Source organism: Shewanella sp. TB7-MNA-CIBAN-0143, from assembly GCF_040310065.1.
In the GTDB taxonomy this organism is placed as follows: domain Bacteria; phylum Pseudomonadota; class Gammaproteobacteria; order Enterobacterales; family Shewanellaceae; genus Shewanella.
The window spans coordinates 1-16,098 of sequence record NZ_JBEOPL010000038.1 but is presented as its reverse complement, the minus strand read 5'-3'; the positions used below and the strand labels follow the sequence as shown (position 1 = coordinate 16,098).

General features: G+C 41.7%; 21 protein-coding genes. 14 read left to right on the top strand and 7 right to left on the bottom strand.

Going from position 1 to position 16,098, the window contains the following annotated elements; translation table 11 throughout:
- Positions 1-258 precede the first annotated feature (258 nt).
- Genes murA through AAEY97_RS20735 form a run of 7 tightly spaced genes read right to left on the bottom strand, consistent with a single transcriptional unit; the run spans position 259 to position 4,899 of the window.
- Positions 259-1,518 (bottom strand): UDP-N-acetylglucosamine 1-carboxyvinyltransferase, encoded by a 1,260-nt coding sequence (gene murA, locus AAEY97_RS20765; protein WP_192114194.1) that lies wholly within the window; start codon positions 1,516-1,518, stop codon positions 259-261.
- Between the two features lie 15 nt (positions 1,519-1,533).
- The gene (locus AAEY97_RS20760; RefSeq protein ID WP_011638802.1) at positions 1,534-1,785 is read right to left on the bottom strand and encodes a BolA family protein; all 252 of its coding nucleotides are present in this window, start codon (positions 1,783-1,785) and stop codon (positions 1,534-1,536) included.
- Between the two features lie 27 nt (positions 1,786-1,812).
- On the bottom strand, positions 1,813-2,112 hold the full coding sequence (locus tag AAEY97_RS20755; RefSeq protein ID WP_101085192.1) for an STAS domain-containing protein: 300 nt from the start codon (positions 2,110-2,112) through the stop codon (positions 1,813-1,815).
- Positions 2,109-2,777, bottom strand: a complete 669-nt coding sequence (locus tag AAEY97_RS20750) for an MlaC/ttg2D family ABC transporter substrate-binding protein (protein WP_194956034.1) — start codon at positions 2,775-2,777, stop codon at positions 2,109-2,111. The genes AAEY97_RS20755 and AAEY97_RS20750 overlap by 4 nt, the downstream gene beginning before the upstream one ends.
- Before the next feature lie 10 nt (positions 2,778-2,787).
- A complete protein-coding gene (mlaD, locus tag AAEY97_RS20745; RefSeq protein ID WP_101085191.1) occupies positions 2,788-3,261 on the bottom strand; it encodes an outer membrane lipid asymmetry maintenance protein MlaD in 474 nt (157 codons plus the stop codon).
- A 41-nt stretch (positions 3,262-3,302) separates the two neighbouring features.
- Positions 3,303-4,142, bottom strand: coding sequence for a lipid asymmetry maintenance ABC transporter permease subunit MlaE (gene mlaE / locus AAEY97_RS20740; RefSeq protein ID WP_194956033.1), 840 nt, complete (start codon positions 4,140-4,142; stop codon positions 3,303-3,305).
- A complete protein-coding gene (locus tag AAEY97_RS20735; RefSeq protein WP_350979554.1) occupies positions 4,075-4,899 on the bottom strand; it encodes an ATP-binding cassette domain-containing protein in 825 nt (274 codons plus the stop codon). The genes mlaE and AAEY97_RS20735 overlap by 68 nt, the downstream gene beginning before the upstream one ends.
- A gap of 188 nt (positions 4,900-5,087) precedes the next feature.
- Here AAEY97_RS20735 and AAEY97_RS20730 point away from each other — a divergent pair, with 188 nt between their 5' ends.
- From AAEY97_RS20730 to AAEY97_RS20665, 14 genes are all read left to right on the top strand, one after another.
- The gene (locus AAEY97_RS20730; protein ID WP_182743139.1) at positions 5,088-6,050 is read left to right on the top strand and encodes a calcium/sodium antiporter; all 963 of its coding nucleotides are present in this window, start codon (positions 5,088-5,090) and stop codon (positions 6,048-6,050) included.
- A 44-nt stretch (positions 6,051-6,094) separates the two neighbouring features.
- Positions 6,095-7,072, top strand: a complete 978-nt coding sequence (locus AAEY97_RS20725) for a KpsF/GutQ family sugar-phosphate isomerase (protein WP_101085187.1) — start codon at positions 6,095-6,097, stop codon at positions 7,070-7,072.
- 2 nt (positions 7,073-7,074) lie between these two features.
- Positions 7,075-7,641 (top strand): 3-deoxy-manno-octulosonate-8-phosphatase KdsC, encoded by a 567-nt coding sequence (gene kdsC, locus AAEY97_RS20720; RefSeq protein ID WP_162023893.1) that lies wholly within the window; start codon positions 7,075-7,077, stop codon positions 7,639-7,641.
- Positions 7,638-8,198 carry an LPS export ABC transporter periplasmic protein LptC gene (gene lptC / locus AAEY97_RS20715; RefSeq protein ID WP_101085185.1) on the top strand — a complete coding sequence of 187 codons (561 nt, stop codon included), beginning with the start codon at positions 7,638-7,640 and terminating at the stop codon, positions 8,196-8,198. Before kdsC ends, lptC begins: the two co-directional genes overlap by 4 nt.
- Positions 8,185-8,766: a lipopolysaccharide transport periplasmic protein LptA gene (gene lptA / locus AAEY97_RS20710; RefSeq protein WP_101085184.1), complete on the top strand. Its 582-nt coding sequence runs from the start codon at positions 8,185-8,187 to the stop codon at positions 8,764-8,766. The genes lptC and lptA overlap by 14 nt, the downstream gene beginning before the upstream one ends.
- The gene (gene lptB / locus AAEY97_RS20705; RefSeq protein WP_011638813.1) at positions 8,763-9,494 is read left to right on the top strand and encodes an LPS export ABC transporter ATP-binding protein; all 732 of its coding nucleotides are present in this window, start codon (positions 8,763-8,765) and stop codon (positions 9,492-9,494) included. The genes lptA and lptB overlap by 4 nt, the downstream gene beginning before the upstream one ends.
- 142 nt (positions 9,495-9,636) lie before the next feature.
- A complete protein-coding gene (locus AAEY97_RS20700; RefSeq protein ID WP_192114191.1) occupies positions 9,637-11,121 on the top strand; it encodes an RNA polymerase factor sigma-54 in 1,485 nt (494 codons plus the stop codon).
- Between the two features lie 25 nt (positions 11,122-11,146).
- Positions 11,147-11,434: a ribosome hibernation promoting factor gene (gene hpf / locus AAEY97_RS20695; RefSeq protein WP_101085183.1), complete on the top strand. Its 288-nt coding sequence runs from the start codon at positions 11,147-11,149 to the stop codon at positions 11,432-11,434.
- 2 nt (positions 11,435-11,436) lie between these two features.
- Positions 11,437-11,880 (top strand): PTS IIA-like nitrogen regulatory protein PtsN, encoded by a 444-nt coding sequence (gene ptsN, locus AAEY97_RS20690; protein WP_011638816.1) that lies wholly within the window; start codon positions 11,437-11,439, stop codon positions 11,878-11,880.
- A complete protein-coding gene (gene rapZ / locus AAEY97_RS20685) occupies positions 11,877-12,740 on the top strand; it encodes an RNase adapter RapZ (protein WP_351001186.1) in 864 nt (287 codons plus the stop codon). The genes ptsN and rapZ overlap by 4 nt, the downstream gene beginning before the upstream one ends.
- A gap of 20 nt (positions 12,741-12,760) precedes the next feature.
- Positions 12,761-13,036 (top strand): HPr family phosphocarrier protein, encoded by a 276-nt coding sequence (locus AAEY97_RS20680; RefSeq protein WP_101085181.1) that lies wholly within the window; start codon positions 12,761-12,763, stop codon positions 13,034-13,036.
- 510 nt (positions 13,037-13,546) lie between these two features.
- A complete protein-coding gene (mgtE, locus tag AAEY97_RS20675) occupies positions 13,547-14,911 on the top strand; it encodes a magnesium transporter (RefSeq protein WP_162023894.1) in 1,365 nt (454 codons plus the stop codon).
- 520 nt (positions 14,912-15,431) lie between these two features.
- Positions 15,432-15,584, top strand: a complete 153-nt coding sequence (locus AAEY97_RS20670) for a hypothetical protein (protein ID WP_157822764.1) — start codon at positions 15,432-15,434, stop codon at positions 15,582-15,584.
- Between the two features lie 19 nt (positions 15,585-15,603).
- Entirely contained in the window at positions 15,604-15,855 is a 252-nt protein-coding gene (locus AAEY97_RS20665) for a transposase (protein WP_101085179.1), read from the top strand.
- Positions 15,856-16,098 lie beyond the last annotated feature (243 nt).

Below are 16,098 nucleotides of genomic sequence, written 5' to 3'. Positions count from 1 at the left end.
ATTTGACCGATTTAATGCCGTGGAATGTTGATTTGAGCAATTTGGATTAACGTTTCACTGCTTCATTTACCGCTTACATTATTCGTGAAGGTAAAAAGCAAACACTACCAGTGATTATTTCAGAAAAGATCACTGCCGCAGAGTAGCAGACGTAAATATTCACAATGTATTTCGACAAAAAAACCATTCAAATGAATGGTTTTTTTATGCGTCAGCAGTAATGTTTATGACGACTGCACTTGATCTATTTCACACCAGTTATTTAACCCGGACGACTTCAGCACCCAAGCCTTGGAACTTAGCTTCAATGTGCTCGTAACCACGATCTAAATGGTAGATACGATCTACTGTTGTCGTTCCTTCAGCCATTAAGCCTGCAATGACTAAGCTGGCAGATGCACGTAAATCTGTCGCCATAACTTGGGCGCCATTTAACCGTTCAATACCATGAATAATGCAAGTGTTGCCTTCAAGCTCTAGATTAGCTCCCATGCGGCTAAGCTCTGGTACATGCATAAAACGATTCTCGAAAATCGTCTCTGTAACACGGCCAGTGCCTTCAGCAAGAGCATTTAACACACAAAATTGCGCTTGCATATCGGTTGGAAACGCAGGATAAGGTGCAGTTTTAATATTGACTGATTTTGGACGTTGGCCTTTCATATCAAGCTCAATCCAGTCCTCGCCGGTCGTGATCTCAGCACCGGCATCTTCAAGCTTTGATAACACCGCTTCTAATGCACTAGGGTCTGCAGATACACAGCGAATTTTGCCACGCGTTACAGCTGCGGCAACCAGGAAGGAACCGGTCTCGATGCGATCAGGCATAACACGATATTCGCAACCCGATAAACGCTCAACCCCTTCAATCTTTAAGGTCGCAGTGCCTACACCAGTAATCTTTGCACCCATAGCAATTAAGCAATGTGCTAAATCAGTGACTTCAGGCTCACGGGCAGCATTTTCAATCACTGTGGTGCCATCAGCTAACGCAGCGGCCATAAGCAAGTTTTCAGTTGCGCCGACACTGACCATATCCATAAAGATATGTGCGCCTTTTAAACGACCATCTACGCGCGCTTTGATGTAGCCTTCTTTGACTTCAATCTTAGCTCCCATTAACTCTAAACCATGTAAATGCAGATTCACCGGACGTGCACCAATAGCACAACCGCCAGGCAAAGAAACATCTGCAGTACCATAACGGGCAAGCAATGGACCTAAAATAAGAATAGAAGCGCGCATTGTTTTGACTAAATCATAAGGGGCGCAGTATTCATTTAAATTGGTGGTTGAAATACGAATGCGGCTACCGCCTAGGTCTTCAACCTCTGCACCTAAACAGCGTAGTAGTTCACAGCTGGTGATCACGTCACGTAAGTTAGGCACATTTGAGACAATAAAATCTGTTTCAGCTAATACGCCAGCCATTAAAATTGGCAATGCTGCGTTTTTTGCACCAGAGATCACGACTTCGCCAGCTAAAGGGTTGCTGGCTTTAATAGTTAATTTATCCACTGTGAGTCTCAGTTGTTACATATTGAAAAGTTTTTCACGCTTCCACTGGGTAGGCGTAAAAGTTTTAATCGTTAACGCGTGCAATTCACCACTGGCAATTTGCTCAGCTAAAGGAGTATAAATCGCCTGCTGCTGTTTTACACGGCTCATGCCTTCGAAGCATTCACCCACGGCGACCACTTTGTAATGGCTGCCATCAGAGGTCACATGTGCTTCTGTTAGCGACAACGCCTCTGTTAAAATCTGTTCAATAACCTTGCATTCCATGAAATCAATTACCTTTACTATTTGAGACTATATTTGGCTGAAAAAAGCGTCTAAATCATAAAGCTCAATCATTTTCTTGAGCTGATCACTTGGATTAACCAATTGACGTGACACACTTGTTTCTTGGCTACTTGAAGCATGTAGTTTGATAAACGCTAATAACAATGCAACACCTGCACTGTCGACGTATTCCAATGCTGATAAGTCTACCACTTGAGTAGATGCAGTAAACAATTCATGGCGTTTAGGCCACAATTGTTTTACATCATCTTGTGTTAACCGACCGCTGACAATGCAACGTTGCTCTTGTTGATTAAAGGTAATCACGCAGCGGCTGCTTCTTTTGCTGGTTGGCGATCAATATTCTGTTGGGTTTTATCATTCAACATTGTAATCACCGCTTCAATACCTTGCTGACGGATTAAGTTTGAAATTTCAGACTGTTTAGAGGCGAGTAAACTCACCCCTTCCGCCACTAAATCAAATGCTTTCCAAGTGTTGTCTTTCAGACGACGCGCCTTAAATTGAATTTTAATCGGTGGACGACCTTTTTCGATAATCTGCACGTTCACTTCAACTATTTTTTCGTCGCTAAAATCACTCGGCGGATCAAAGGCCACTTTTTGATCGGTATATTCTGTTAATGCTTGAGCATAAGTTGCGACTAAATAGCCTTCGAAAGCCTCAACAAAACGATTACGTTGATCTACGGTGGTATCACTTAAATACTGCCCCATGACTTTATACGCAGCGTATTTATAATCGACGTAAGGCATAAGCTCTTCACGTACAATCACTTTTAAATGACTTAAATCGGCATTAATTAATTCTTTATCTGATTTAAACCGATCAAAGGTCATATTGGCTACTTGTTTGATCATCTCATAAGGATCACTAGTATTCACCTCATCATTAGCAGCCGTAGCACCTTGGCTGATAACAGCGCTGCCCACTAGGCATAAAGCTATAACACGACTAAAAAACGTTTTCATAATAGGGATCCTATTTATCTTTAGATGACATGCTGTATAACAGCTGACCAATTAAATCTTCTAAAATCAATGCACCACGCGTGTCATGTACTTTATCACCATCGGCAAGCATCGAAATATCATCGTCCATAAATCCAGGTGTTAGACCAATAAACTGCTCCCCAAGTAACCCTGAAGTCAAAATGGCCAAACTACTGGTTTCGGGGAATTTATCAAAACGCTTATCCATTGTTAACGTCACAACAGGCACTAATTTATGGCTATCAAGGGTAACATCAGTCACGCGTCCGACAACGACTCCGCCAACTTTTACCGGCGAACGTACTTTTAGGCCACCGATATTATTAAACTCAGCCACCAAGGTATAAGTCTGGGCATTGGATTTTACTTTCACATTAGCAACGTTGAATACTAATACGCAAAATGCCAATAAACCTGACAATAAAAATACACCTACTAATAACTCTATTTTCCGTGTCAACATACTATTAAACCACTTAAATTAATCTAAACAATGAAAAAATCTTAATTTCCAAACATGATTGCCGTAAGCAAAAAGTCCAGCGCTAAAACAGCTAAGCTTGCCTGCACAACCGTTGAGGTTGTCGCACGACTGATGCCTTCTGGATTGGGTTGAACTTCATAACCTCGGTACAAGGCTATCCATGTCACCACCACACCAAAAATAGCACTTTTTATCAAACAGTTAACAATATCTTGTCGCCACTCAACCGATGCTTGAAGAATAGACCAAAACGCACCACTATCAATGCCCTTCCATTCAACACCGACTAAGTGCCCACCTAAAATACCCACTAGACTAAACATTAACGCCAGTAATGGCATGCTAATGACACCCGCCCAAAAACGCGGTGCGATGATTTGCCTTAATGGGTCTATCGCCATCATCTCTAAACTCGACAATTGCTCTGTCGATTTCATTAAGCCTATTTCGGCGGTTAACGCTGAACCTGCTCGTCCGGCAAATAATAATGCAGCAACGACAGGCCCAAGTTCGCGTAATAAGCTTAACGCTACCATTGGGCCTAAGCTTTCTTCAGTGCCAAACCCAACTAAAATATTATATCCCTGCAGAGCCAATACCATGCCAATAAACAAACCGGACACTAAAATGATGACCATTGAACGAACACCAAGCACATAAACTTGCTTAATCAGTAATGGGGTACCTTTTTTGATGTTAGGAAAATGCGCAATCGCGCGCCATAACATGATGCCCGCTCGACCATAACCCTGCACCAATCTCAGTGCATATTTGCCGGTGTCGGCAATATAATCAATTACGCCCACGAAGTAGCTCCTCTTGATAATCCTCTGCAGGATAATGGAATGGCACAGGGCCATCTGGCGCGCCTTTGATAAACTGGACCAGTTGTGGATTGTCAGATTGACGTAATTGCTCTGGTGTTCCATGTGCAATGACTTTTTTATCGGCTATCACATAGACATAATCTGCAATACCTAATACTTCATCTACATCATGAGAAACCACTACTGAAGTGAGTTTTAATGAATCCGACAACTCACGAATAAGTTTTACTAGCATGCCCATTGAAATAGGATCTTGTCCGGCAAAGGGCTCATCGTACAGCACCATCTCAGGTTCAAGTGCAATCGCTCGCGCCAATGCGGCTCGACGCTGCATACCACCAGATAACTCATTAGGCATCATATACGCGGCACCTCGAAGTCCGACAGCTTGCAGCTTCATCAATACAATGGAGCGGATAATCTCTTCAGGTAATCCAGAATGCTCTCTTAATGCAAACGCGACATTATCGAAAACATTAAGGTCGGTAAACATTGCACCACTTTGAAATAGCATACTCATGCGCTTACGCAATTCAAACAGATCTTTGCGTTTAAGCTTATGTATATCATGGCCATCGAATAAAACTTGCCCACTGTTGGGGGTTAACTGTCCGCCAATCAATTTTAATAGGGTGGTTTTACCGATACCGCTGGGCCCCATGATAGCGGTTACTTTACCTTTGGGAATCGATAAAGAAATATCTTCATAAATCACGTGTGAACCATGGCTAAACGCTAAATGGTTAACTTCGACCAAAGGTTTATTACTTGATTTGCTCATATCAGACATTGGCGTTGAGGAGATAACAGCCTTCCTTGCTTTAAGTTGAAGAGTAAATTGTACTGTAATTGTCGATTAAGCGACAACTATATCCATATCAACACGCTTCATTACCAGAGCAATTACTGTGCAATGCTTTCAATTTGATAAAAATCCAGCGAAAATAGTCGTTAATTAAATACTACTATCGGAATCACATGCTAGTTAATATCCTAATGTTAGTTGTTGGCCTTGCTGTTTTAGTTTGGAGTGCGGATAGATTTGTCTATGGGGCGGCGGCATTTGCCCGCAACTTAGGCTTACCTCCGATGTTAATTGGACTCACCATTGTTGCTATGGGTAGCTCTGCACCTGAAATGTTTGTTGCGGCCACCGCATCAATGGATGGCATGCGTGATACCGCCATTGGTAACGTATTGGGCTCAAACATTGCTAACATTACCTTAATTTTAGGATTAACAGCCTTACTAGGTGCCATTAGCTTAGATTCGAAGACCTTAAAACGCGAAATACCTATCATGCTTGCTGCTACGGTATTTGCCGGTTACACCTTGCATGATAATGTGTTGACACAAACAGAAGGTATCATGCTTATTGCATTACTTTTGTTGTTGATGGGATATTTCATTTGGCAAGCTACTCATGACAAAACCCCAGACAGCTTAGATGATAAACTTGAATCTGAGATCCCTAAAAATGTGCCAACCTTTCATGCTATCATTTGGCTGGTCGTCGGTATTATATTGCTCCCCCTATCAGCAAGTTGGATGGTCGATGGCGCTGTAGGTATTGCAACGTTTTATGGGTTGTCAGATCTTGTGATTGGCTTAACCATTATCGCAGTAGGAACCAGCCTACCAGAATTAGCGGCCTGTATTGCTGGAGTATTAAAAAAAGAACACGACCTTGTCATTGGTAACATTGTTGGGTCTAACTTGTTTAACATTCTTGCGGTACTGGCACTACCAGGATTGATCTCCCCTGGTGAAATAGATGCTTCAGCCAGTGGAAGAGACTTCTATATGGTATTAGGCACCAGTGCAGCATTAGCCGTTTTAGTATTATCCAGTGGCGCTAAGCAACAACTTACTCGCTGGCATGGCGCACTATTATTAATCACCTTTATTGCGTACCAAATTGTTGTCTTTCAGTCGCATTAGATTGGAGCATGAAGGTAAAGTATTAAGCTAACAGAGAGAGTCGTATGGTAAATCACACTCAATTTCGCCAATGGGGTCGTAAAGTCATTGATATAGAAAAAGCTGCCTTAGATAATTTATATCAATATGTAGACTCGGTTGAGTTTGACCAAGCATGTCAATTGATCATGCAGTGTAAAGGTAAAGTGATTGTCATGGGGATGGGCAAATCAGGTCATATTGGTAACAAAATATCCGCAACCTTTGCCAGTACCGGCACACCGGCATTTTTTGTTCACCCTGGTGAAGCCAGTCATGGTGATTTGGGCGCATTAGCCAAAAATGACATTGTACTCGCCATTTCCAACTCTGGTGAATCAAGCGAAATACTGACATTAATGCCTGTTATCCAACGCATGGGTGTACCAGTGATTGCGGTGACCGGTAAACCAGACTCCAATATGGCGCGTTTATCCAAAATCCATTTATGCATTCAAGTGCAAGAAGAAGCATGTCCATTAGGATTAGCACCCACTTCCAGCACCACTGCAACACTTGCTATGGGCGATGCATTAGCCATTGCTTTATTACAAGCAAAAGGTTTTACTCGTGATGACTTTGCCTTATCACACCCAGGTGGCTCTCTTGGAAGAAAATTACTTCTAAAAGTCGACGATGTCATGCATAAAGACGATGATTTACCGATCGTCAATGATGATATTTGTATTACTGAGGCACTTTATGAAATATCTAAAAAGGGCCTTGGCATGACGGCAGTAGTCGACCATGCCAATAAACTTGTGGGCATTTTTACCGATGGTGATTTACGCCGGGTTATCGATGCAGACGTGAATCTTCGAATCACTCCTATTGCCCAGGTTATGACCGAAAATTGTGTGACCTGCCCTGCGGGGATTTTAGCCGCACAAGCACTGCAAATCATGGATGAAAAGAGCATCAACGGACTGATTGTCGTTAATGAAAAACATCAACCGATCGGAGCATTAAACATGCTCGATATGGTTAAAGCTGGAGTCATTTAATCATGTCAGAATCAACCTCGTTTCACCAAGGATTTTACGGCCCTGTCAGCAATGATATTTGGCAACGAGCTCAAAAAATCAAACTGTTAATCTGTGATGTCGATGGAGTATTTTCAGATGGACGTATTTACCTCAGTAATGCAGGTGAAGAACTCAAAGCGTTCCACACTCGTGACGGTTATGGTGTGCGTTCTTTGCTTACCAGTGGTATCCATGTTGCCGTGATAACAGGACGTAAATCCAAGATTGTTGAAAACCGCATGACGGCATTAGGTGTAACACATATTTATCAAGGTATTGATAATAAATTTGAGCCTTTTGAGCAATTATTGTCGCTCTATAATGTGACTGCTGATGAAGTGGCTTACATTGGCGATGACATGGTAGACCTACCTGTAATGAAAGCCGTAGGACTAGCCGTTTGTGTCGGTGATGGTCATCCGTTTGTCAAACAACAGTGCCATATGACAACCACCCTCAATGGTGGCCACGGCGCACTGCGTGAACTCACCGATTTATTACTATTAAGCCAAGATAAATTTGCCAGTGCTCATGGTATGAGTATATGAGTAGAGTCACGCTAGGTATTATTGCTTTTTTTGGGCTTGCTTTTATATTGTACTGGCAAGCACAAGTAAAACGCAGTGAAATGGACGCGGTACAAATACGCGGTATTGAGCGCCCAGATTTTGTTGCAGATAACCTACGCACTACAGAATTCAACCAACTAGGTTTCGTCGAAAGTCGAGTCAGCGCCGAACACATGGAGCATTACGCCTCAAGTGACATCACTCACTTTACCAAACCTATCTACCTCATTTACCCTGAAAACGGTAAAGCACAATGGCAATTAAGTGCAGACCGTGGGCAATTGAATAAAAATACCAGCAAAGTCACATTAGAAAATAATGTTATTATTGATGCCATTGATATAGAAGAACCCCTGCAGTCACTGAGTACCCAAGCTATTACGGTGGATTTAACCACTATGATAGGATCCTCACAAGAGATGGTGTACATCAAAGGTAAAGGGTTTATTATTCAAGGTTTAGGCCTACATGCTGACTTGAATTCGCAAAAATTATCGCTACTAAGCCAGGTAGAAGGAACATATGAGCCACATTAATCGTCTCCACACTCGCGCCAATGTTATGTTATTAAGTAGCATACTTTGTATATTGAGTTTGCCTGCTATAGCGAAACAAGGGGATCTGAAACAAGAATTGAAAATCGCTTCAGTCAGTCAGTCTGCCGACATTAAGAATAATCAAATTGTTTTTAATGGTCCGGTAACGATTGTCCAAGGCACGATTAATATCAATGCAGATCAGTTACGGGCGTTTACCCCTGAAAACACCACCAGCAAGAGATTAATTGCTACTGGCACCCCGGCTACATTTTCGCAAGAATTAGATGACGGTAAAATTGGTACCGCAAGTGCTAACGAAATTAGCTATGACCTTGCCACCACTACACTCACATTGACTGGCAACGCCAAACTTGATCAATCAGGTAGCCAGGTTACCGGTAATAAAATCAAGTACAACATCAGTGCTCAAGAGCTGATTGCCGAAAGTACTGGTACAGGGCAAGATCGGGTAATCACCATCATTCAACCAGAGAATTTCCAAGACGAGTCGGCGCCAAAGCAAAAACTCCCTGAAATTCCTGTTAACAAGCAGATCAAACCATGACCCAAATTACCTTAACCGCTGAAAATCTAGCTAAAAGCTATAAAGCTCGTCAAGTTGTTAAAGATGTGAGTTTAACGGTTAAAACAGGCCAAATTGTCGGTCTTTTAGGCCCCAATGGTGCAGGCAAAACCACCACCTTTTATATGGTTGTCGGCTTAGTAAAAAGCGATAAAGGCCGAATATTGATTGACGATGACGACCTTACTGCCGATCCAATGCATTTGCGCGCCCGCAAAGGTATAGGTTACTTACCACAAGAAGCCAGTATTTTCCGCAAGCTCACCGTTTACGACAACATAATGGCCGTACTGCAAACTCGCAAAGAGCTCAGCACAGACCAACGTATTGAACAGCTTGAGCATCTACTCGAAGAGTTCCACATTACTCACATACGCGACAGCCAAGGTATGTCGTTATCGGGTGGCGAACGTCGTCGAGTTGAAATTGCGCGCGCTTTAGCTGCTAATCCAAAATTTATTTTGCTTGATGAGCCCTTTGCTGGTGTTGATCCTATTTCGGTCATCGACATTAAAAAAATCATCCAACAACTTAAAAATCGCGGTTTAGGGGTATTAATTACCGACCATAACGTACGTGAAACGCTAGACGTTTGTGAGCGAGCCTATATCGTCAGCCAGGGTAATTTAATTGCCGAAGGCACACCTGATGAGATATTAAGTAATCAACAAGTTCGAGCTGTGTACTTAGGTGAACAATTCAAGCTATAGTTACTTTACTGGCCTTTTAGTCTAGCTAACTCATTTCATTGAACGATACCTAAACAACGTTAAATGTCATTGATGTTTATGGCAATCGATTACAGTTCGAGATTGTCATTTTTATGGAAAATCATCTAGGGATAAGCGGTAAATGAAAGCGTCACTCCAACTTAAAATGGGTCAACACTTAACCATGACCCCACAATTGCAGCAAGCCATTCGCTTACTGCAATTATCGTCATTGGAGCTACAGCAGGAAATCCAACAAGCATTAGATTCAAATCCATTGCTTGAAATAGAAGATGAGTTTTCTGAAGCAAAAAACTCCTTAAAAGAAAACCGCGACCAAGCGGATACCGACTTTAGTGACAACAGTATTGTTAATGTCGAAAAAGACACTTCCACCGTCGACATAGCAGAATCCATGACCAAAGAAACCATGGATGATTTAGCCATGGATACCACATGGGATGAAGTATACACAGCCTCACCTATGTCAGGTTCGGGCAGTGCAAGCATGCGCGATGACGACATGCCCTTTCAAGGTGAAACTACTGAAGGTTTGTACGAACACTTAGAATGGCAAAAAAATCTCACTCCATTTTCAGACACCGATCTCGCCATTGCCACCGCCATTATTGATGCCATTGATGAACGCGGTTATTTAACCCAAAGTACCGAAGATATTCTCGAAGCCATGGGTGATGAAAATGTGGAACTCGATGAGGTTGAAGCGGTATTAAAACGCGTTCAACACTTTGACCCTGTGGGTGTTGCTGCACGTGATTTAAGTGAATGCCTATTTATCCAATTAGCGCAATACTCTAACGACACACCCCATATCGATAATGCCCGTTTGTTAATTAAAGGCTATTTAGAGTTAATTGCTGGCCGTGATTTCAGATTATTGATGCGTAAAACAAAACTAAAAGAAAATGAGTTACGTGACGCAATCACTTTAATCCAGACACTCAATCCTCGTCCGGGCTTATTAATTACCCCCATGGATGATGAATACGTGATTCCCGATGTCACAGTATTAAAGAAAAATGGCCGTTGGGTAGTAGAGTTAAACCCAGACAACATGCCTAAAATTGGTGTTAATCAGCAATATGCAGCCATGGCTAGAGGCAGTAAAAACCCGTCGGATAGTCAATTTATTCGAGGCCATCTGCAAGAGGCTAAATGGTTTATTAAAAGTATTGAAAGCCGTAATGATACTTTACTTAAAGTGGCAAATTGCATTGTGCAATTTCAGCAAGGCTTTTTTGAATATGGCGAAGAAGCCATGAAGCCTATGGTGCTCAATGATATCGCTGAAGCTGTAGAAATGCATGAATCGACCATTTCACGAGTCACCACACAAAAATATATGCACACCCCTCGAGGCTTATTTGAACTAAAATACTTCTTCTCTAGCCATGTCAGTACTGACGATGGCGGGGAATGCTCATCAACGGCCATTCGTGCTTTTATCAAAAAGCTGGTTGCCGCAGAAAACCAGAAAAAACCACTGAGTGACAGTAAAATGGCTCAGCTTCTGGCAGAACAGGGCATAAACGTTGCTCGTCGTACGATAGCAAAATACCGTGAAGCAATGATGATCCCGCCCTCAAACCAACGTAAGAGTTTATAACCTACTAGGCAATGGAGGATTTTTTATGCAAATAAGTCTGACTGGACGTCATGTCGAAATAACAGAATCTTTACGTGAATACATCCACAGTAAATTTTCAAAGCTTGAACGACACTTCGATCAGATCCATAATGTACACGTTGTGCTCAATGTAGAAAAATTACAACAAAAAGCAGAAGCCAAAATCAACATTAATGGCGCAGAAATTTTTGCAATGTCAGAAAGTACTGATATGTATGCTGCAATAGACGCCCTGATCGATAAACTCGACCGTCAGGTAATTAAACACAAAGAGAAGAATACAAAACACTAACGATGGAACTTTGTACCATTCTGCAGCCGGAATGCACTACCTGTGCCACACCGGGCAGTAAGAAAAAAGTACTGGAACTCATCAGCAATTTAGTCGCTGCCCAGTACCCAACCCTGTCTTCGCAAGAGGTTTTTGAAAGCCTGTTAGCGAGAGAGAAAATGGGTAGCACAGGTATAGGAAATGGCATTGCGATACCTCATGGTAGATTAACGACCATCGATCACCCTATCGCGATATTTATTAAATGTGAAGAAGCCATTGCCTTTGATGCAATCGATAAGCAACCCGTGGATCTTTTATTTGCTTTGTTAGTACCTGCAGACCAGTGCCAACAACATTTAGGCACGTTATCGAGCATGGCCCAAAAGTTAAGCGATAAGCAAATATTGAAACAGCTTCGTAAAACTCACGACGCAACAGAACTTTATCAGGTTATTACTGCATGAAACTAGTTATAGTATCGGGACGTTCAGGCTCAGGGAAATCCGTTGCCCTGAGAGTATTAGAAGACCTAGGATATTATTGTGTTGATAATTTGCCTTTACCACTCATTGGCACATTATTAGCCCAGCTTAAAGGCAGTAATGATTTGGTTGCGATTAGCGTTGATGTTCGTAACATTGCAGAACAAGGTAAAGCGCTTCAAGACCAATTGGCACTACTTCAAAATGACACTGAAATTATCAGTTTCTTTTTAAATTCCAATGACAAAGTATTGCTTAAACGTTACAGCGAAACACGTCGATTACACCCGTTATCTAAAAATCATATTTCACTGCAAGAAGCGATAAAACTAGAAGGCCGTTTACTTGAGCCTATCGCAAAAATTGTTGATCACTATATCGACACTTCTGCGCTAAATATCTACGAATTAAGCGACCAAGTTAGGCAAATATTATTAGGCAGTGTTGATAAAGAGTTAGTGATTAACTTTGAATCTTTTGGCTTTAAACACGGCATGCCGACAGAAGCAGATTTTATGTTTGATGTACGCTTTTTACCCAACCCACATTGGGAAATAGAACTGCGTCCATTTACGGGTTTAGACGAGCCCGTACAAGAATTTTTAGGTCGTCAGCCATTAGTTAATAAATTTATTTGGCAAATTGAAAACCTATTTGAAACTTGGATGCCGCATTTAGAACGTAACAATCGCAGTTACCTTACCATCGCGATTGGTTGTACTGGTGGTCAGCACCGTTCGGTATATATTGCAGATCAATTAGCAAAACGATTTCGACAAGGCAGTAAACACACGGTTAATGCTCGCCACAGAGAATTAAATATCAGTGATACTAATAACTAAGTGAGCATAGGATCGCGTCAATGATCAAACTTGAACGCCAAGTGACCATTTCAAATAAATTGGGGTTACACGCCCGTGCCGCCACAAAACTCGCGATGTTAGCGGCGGATTTTGATGCTAACATCACCTTAACTCAAGGCGAAAAAAACGCCAGCGCAGCTAGCGTACTTGGGCTATTAATGCTTGAAAGTGGTATCGGTAAAATGATTACGGTGACAGCTCAAGGCCCAGATGCTGAAGTTGCATTAAACGCAGTGTGTGATCTCATTAATGCTAAATTTGATGAATCTTGTTAATTTTTTAATCGCATTGAATTTATAAATAGCCTGTAATGTGTGAATAGCTGCAAGTTACTCATGCTTTAAGCCACCGTCATCCTTATTTTATGCGGCCTCTAAATGACTAGGCCATACTAACCAAACTGTCACGACATTGATGATCACCAGTAGACATCAGTCCCTCAAAAATATTAGCCCTTAGGATTATCTCACGCAGTTGATACCAATCTCATTAGTATCAGTTCATTCTGCGGGAGTTGGCGTTTAACATGATAAAGACATTACCGCTTCTAGCAACGGATCCAGTGCAACTCTGTTTCCGTGACGTGGTTCGTCTATAGTATGTAAGCAGCATTGGCTGCTGCAGAATTTCACCGCAGAAGTCATTTAAGTATTCTATTTCTGCATTTCATTGTCTTACGTAAAGACAGCTATTTCTGCATTTATACGCCTTGAACTGTACAACCTGAGAAACCCAGAATAATGACATACTGAATAATATAAGTATGACGAATAGGAAGTAGATATATGGGTAAAGAGTACCTAGACAATGAGATAACAGAACAACGTCTCAATCAACTCGTTCAAGCACTAGACAGTGGTCTGTTTGTCCATGCCCGTAACATGCTACATACCATGTCACCTAACGATGTCGCCCTTATTCTCGAATCATCACCGCCCAAAAATCGTCAGGTGTTATGGCAACTCATTGACCAACAATATGCTGGGGAAATTCTTGACGAATTAGGTGAAGAACTTAAAGATTCACTTATTAGCAGCATGACACCAGAGAAGCTTGCCCAGGCCACAATAGGCATGGATACAGATGACATGGCCTATATTCTTCGCAGTTTACCCGATGATGTTTACAAGAAAGTGCTCAAATCAATGCGAAGCCAAGACCGGGATAGAGTAGAGCAAGCATTGCGTTACCCAGATGATACTGCCGGCAGTATCATGAATACTGATACCGTCACCCTAAGACCCGATGTCAATATCGAAGTGGTATTACGCTATTTACGTCAACGGGGAAATTTACCTGATACGACTGATACTTTATATGTTGTGGATCGCCATGATCATGTTTTAGGCGGAGTAAGATTAGCTGATTTACTCACATGCGATCCAAGCGTAACGGTCCGCAGTATTATGGACACAGAATTAGAAAGTATTCCTGTAGAGATGTCCGATAAAGATGTGGCGCAAAAATTTGAACGGATGGATTGGATATCTGCCCCAGTCGTCGACAGCCAAGCAAAATTGCTTGGTCGAATTACTATCGATGACGTTATTGATGTCATCCGCGAGGATGCCGAACATTCAATGATGGGAATGGCAGGGATGGATGATGATGAAGATACCTTTGGCCCTGTACTTAAAAGCACTCTGAGACGCTCTCTATGGCTAACCATCAATCTATTTGCAGCATTACTAGCCTCATCTGTCAGTAACATGTTTGAAGGTACCTTAGAGCAATTCGCCACCATCGCAATTTTAATGACCATTGTACCGAGTATGGGAGGTGTTGCGGGTAATCAAACCCTAGCACTCGTCATCCGCGGGATTGCACTTGGGCATATTGGCCAAAGTAACTCACGCTGGTTAATTGGTAAGGAATTAAGCATCGGATTATTGAACGGTTTAATGTGGTCTGTATTGGTCTTTTTTGCGGTATGGCTTTGGAAAGACGACATCGCATTAGGTGGATTAATTGGCAGTGCCATGCTGATTAATATGACGGTAGCAGGCTTTGCTGGCGCCACTATCCCCATAATGTTAAAAAAGCTAAATATCGATCCTGCGTTGGCGGGGGGTATGGTGTTAACGACGGTAACAGATGTCGTTGGCTTATTTGCATTTTTGGGCCTAGCCACATTATTTTTAATGCACTAAATCATTGATTTAAATCGTACATATCATGTCGTCCAACGAAATTGCGCTATCTAGTGCAATTTTACGGACCTCGGCGGCGTCGCTATACACATAAGTCTTTTTCACACATAAGCTCATTTACCAAGCGCTTAGTACTCTGATCACTTTTGCAGCTATGTCTGCAGCCTCACTTTGTTAACGTTTTTCAAACCATCAACTGGCAACAACTCATTCGGTGAAAACCTTGCCTTCATCTTGTCATTAAGGTGACCTTTTTTTGCCATATTTGTCATCCATACTGCGCTACGACAATCACAACCGTAATGTGTTGCCGGCAGCACATGCTCACCACATTAGTGCAATTGCACCAATCTGGTTGGCGACGCAAAAATAACAAAACTACAGGTAACAGGTAATGTACTGATAAATAACAACTAAAAATATTTATCAAAGTTGGCACAAGCTTTCCATATAAGAAATATGTACCTACTAAGTAGTAGTTTATTTTTTAAGCAGTCCATTGTAATTGTAGGAGATAGCGATGAATAAAATAACCGTAACACGTAGCATTATATCGATAAATGTCATGGTCAATAATGTCATTGCACAATGCCGCCAAAACATTTTTTTCTTAGCACATCTCGGTTGCAGTCAGTGGGATGAAGTTGAAACTCGCTCAGGTAAACATAGATAAATCGGAAGGAAATTATTTGATGAATATGTCAAATGCAAGACAGTATCCAATCGACTTACAAAGACAAGTGATTAATGAGGTTAAAAACCATAATCGATTATTATCCGACGTAGCAAAACAATATGGCGTGTCGGCTAAAACGGTTTATCAATGGGTGAGAAGTAACGATAGTCGCCAAACTGAAAGCAAGGGCGCGATCGTATCAGAAATAGCCTATTTACAACAAAAAATTGCCCAGTTAAGTCAACAATTACAAACAATGGCAAGTTAGTAACATTAACCGTTTTGGCAAGGATGTTTGATCGTGTTAACAACTCGTCCCCCAGCAAGTTGATAACGCACAGCAACAAACATTCTAATAAAAATAAGCGCAAACTATCTTGCATCCTTGCCGCTTTATTGCTCTACCGTTAGCCGTTAAGGAAAGCAGCTAACATAACAGTTCAGGCGTTATTGGGTCCCCAGACTCTATTAATCTAATAACGTCATTTTTATTAAGGTGTTTTACAGATCT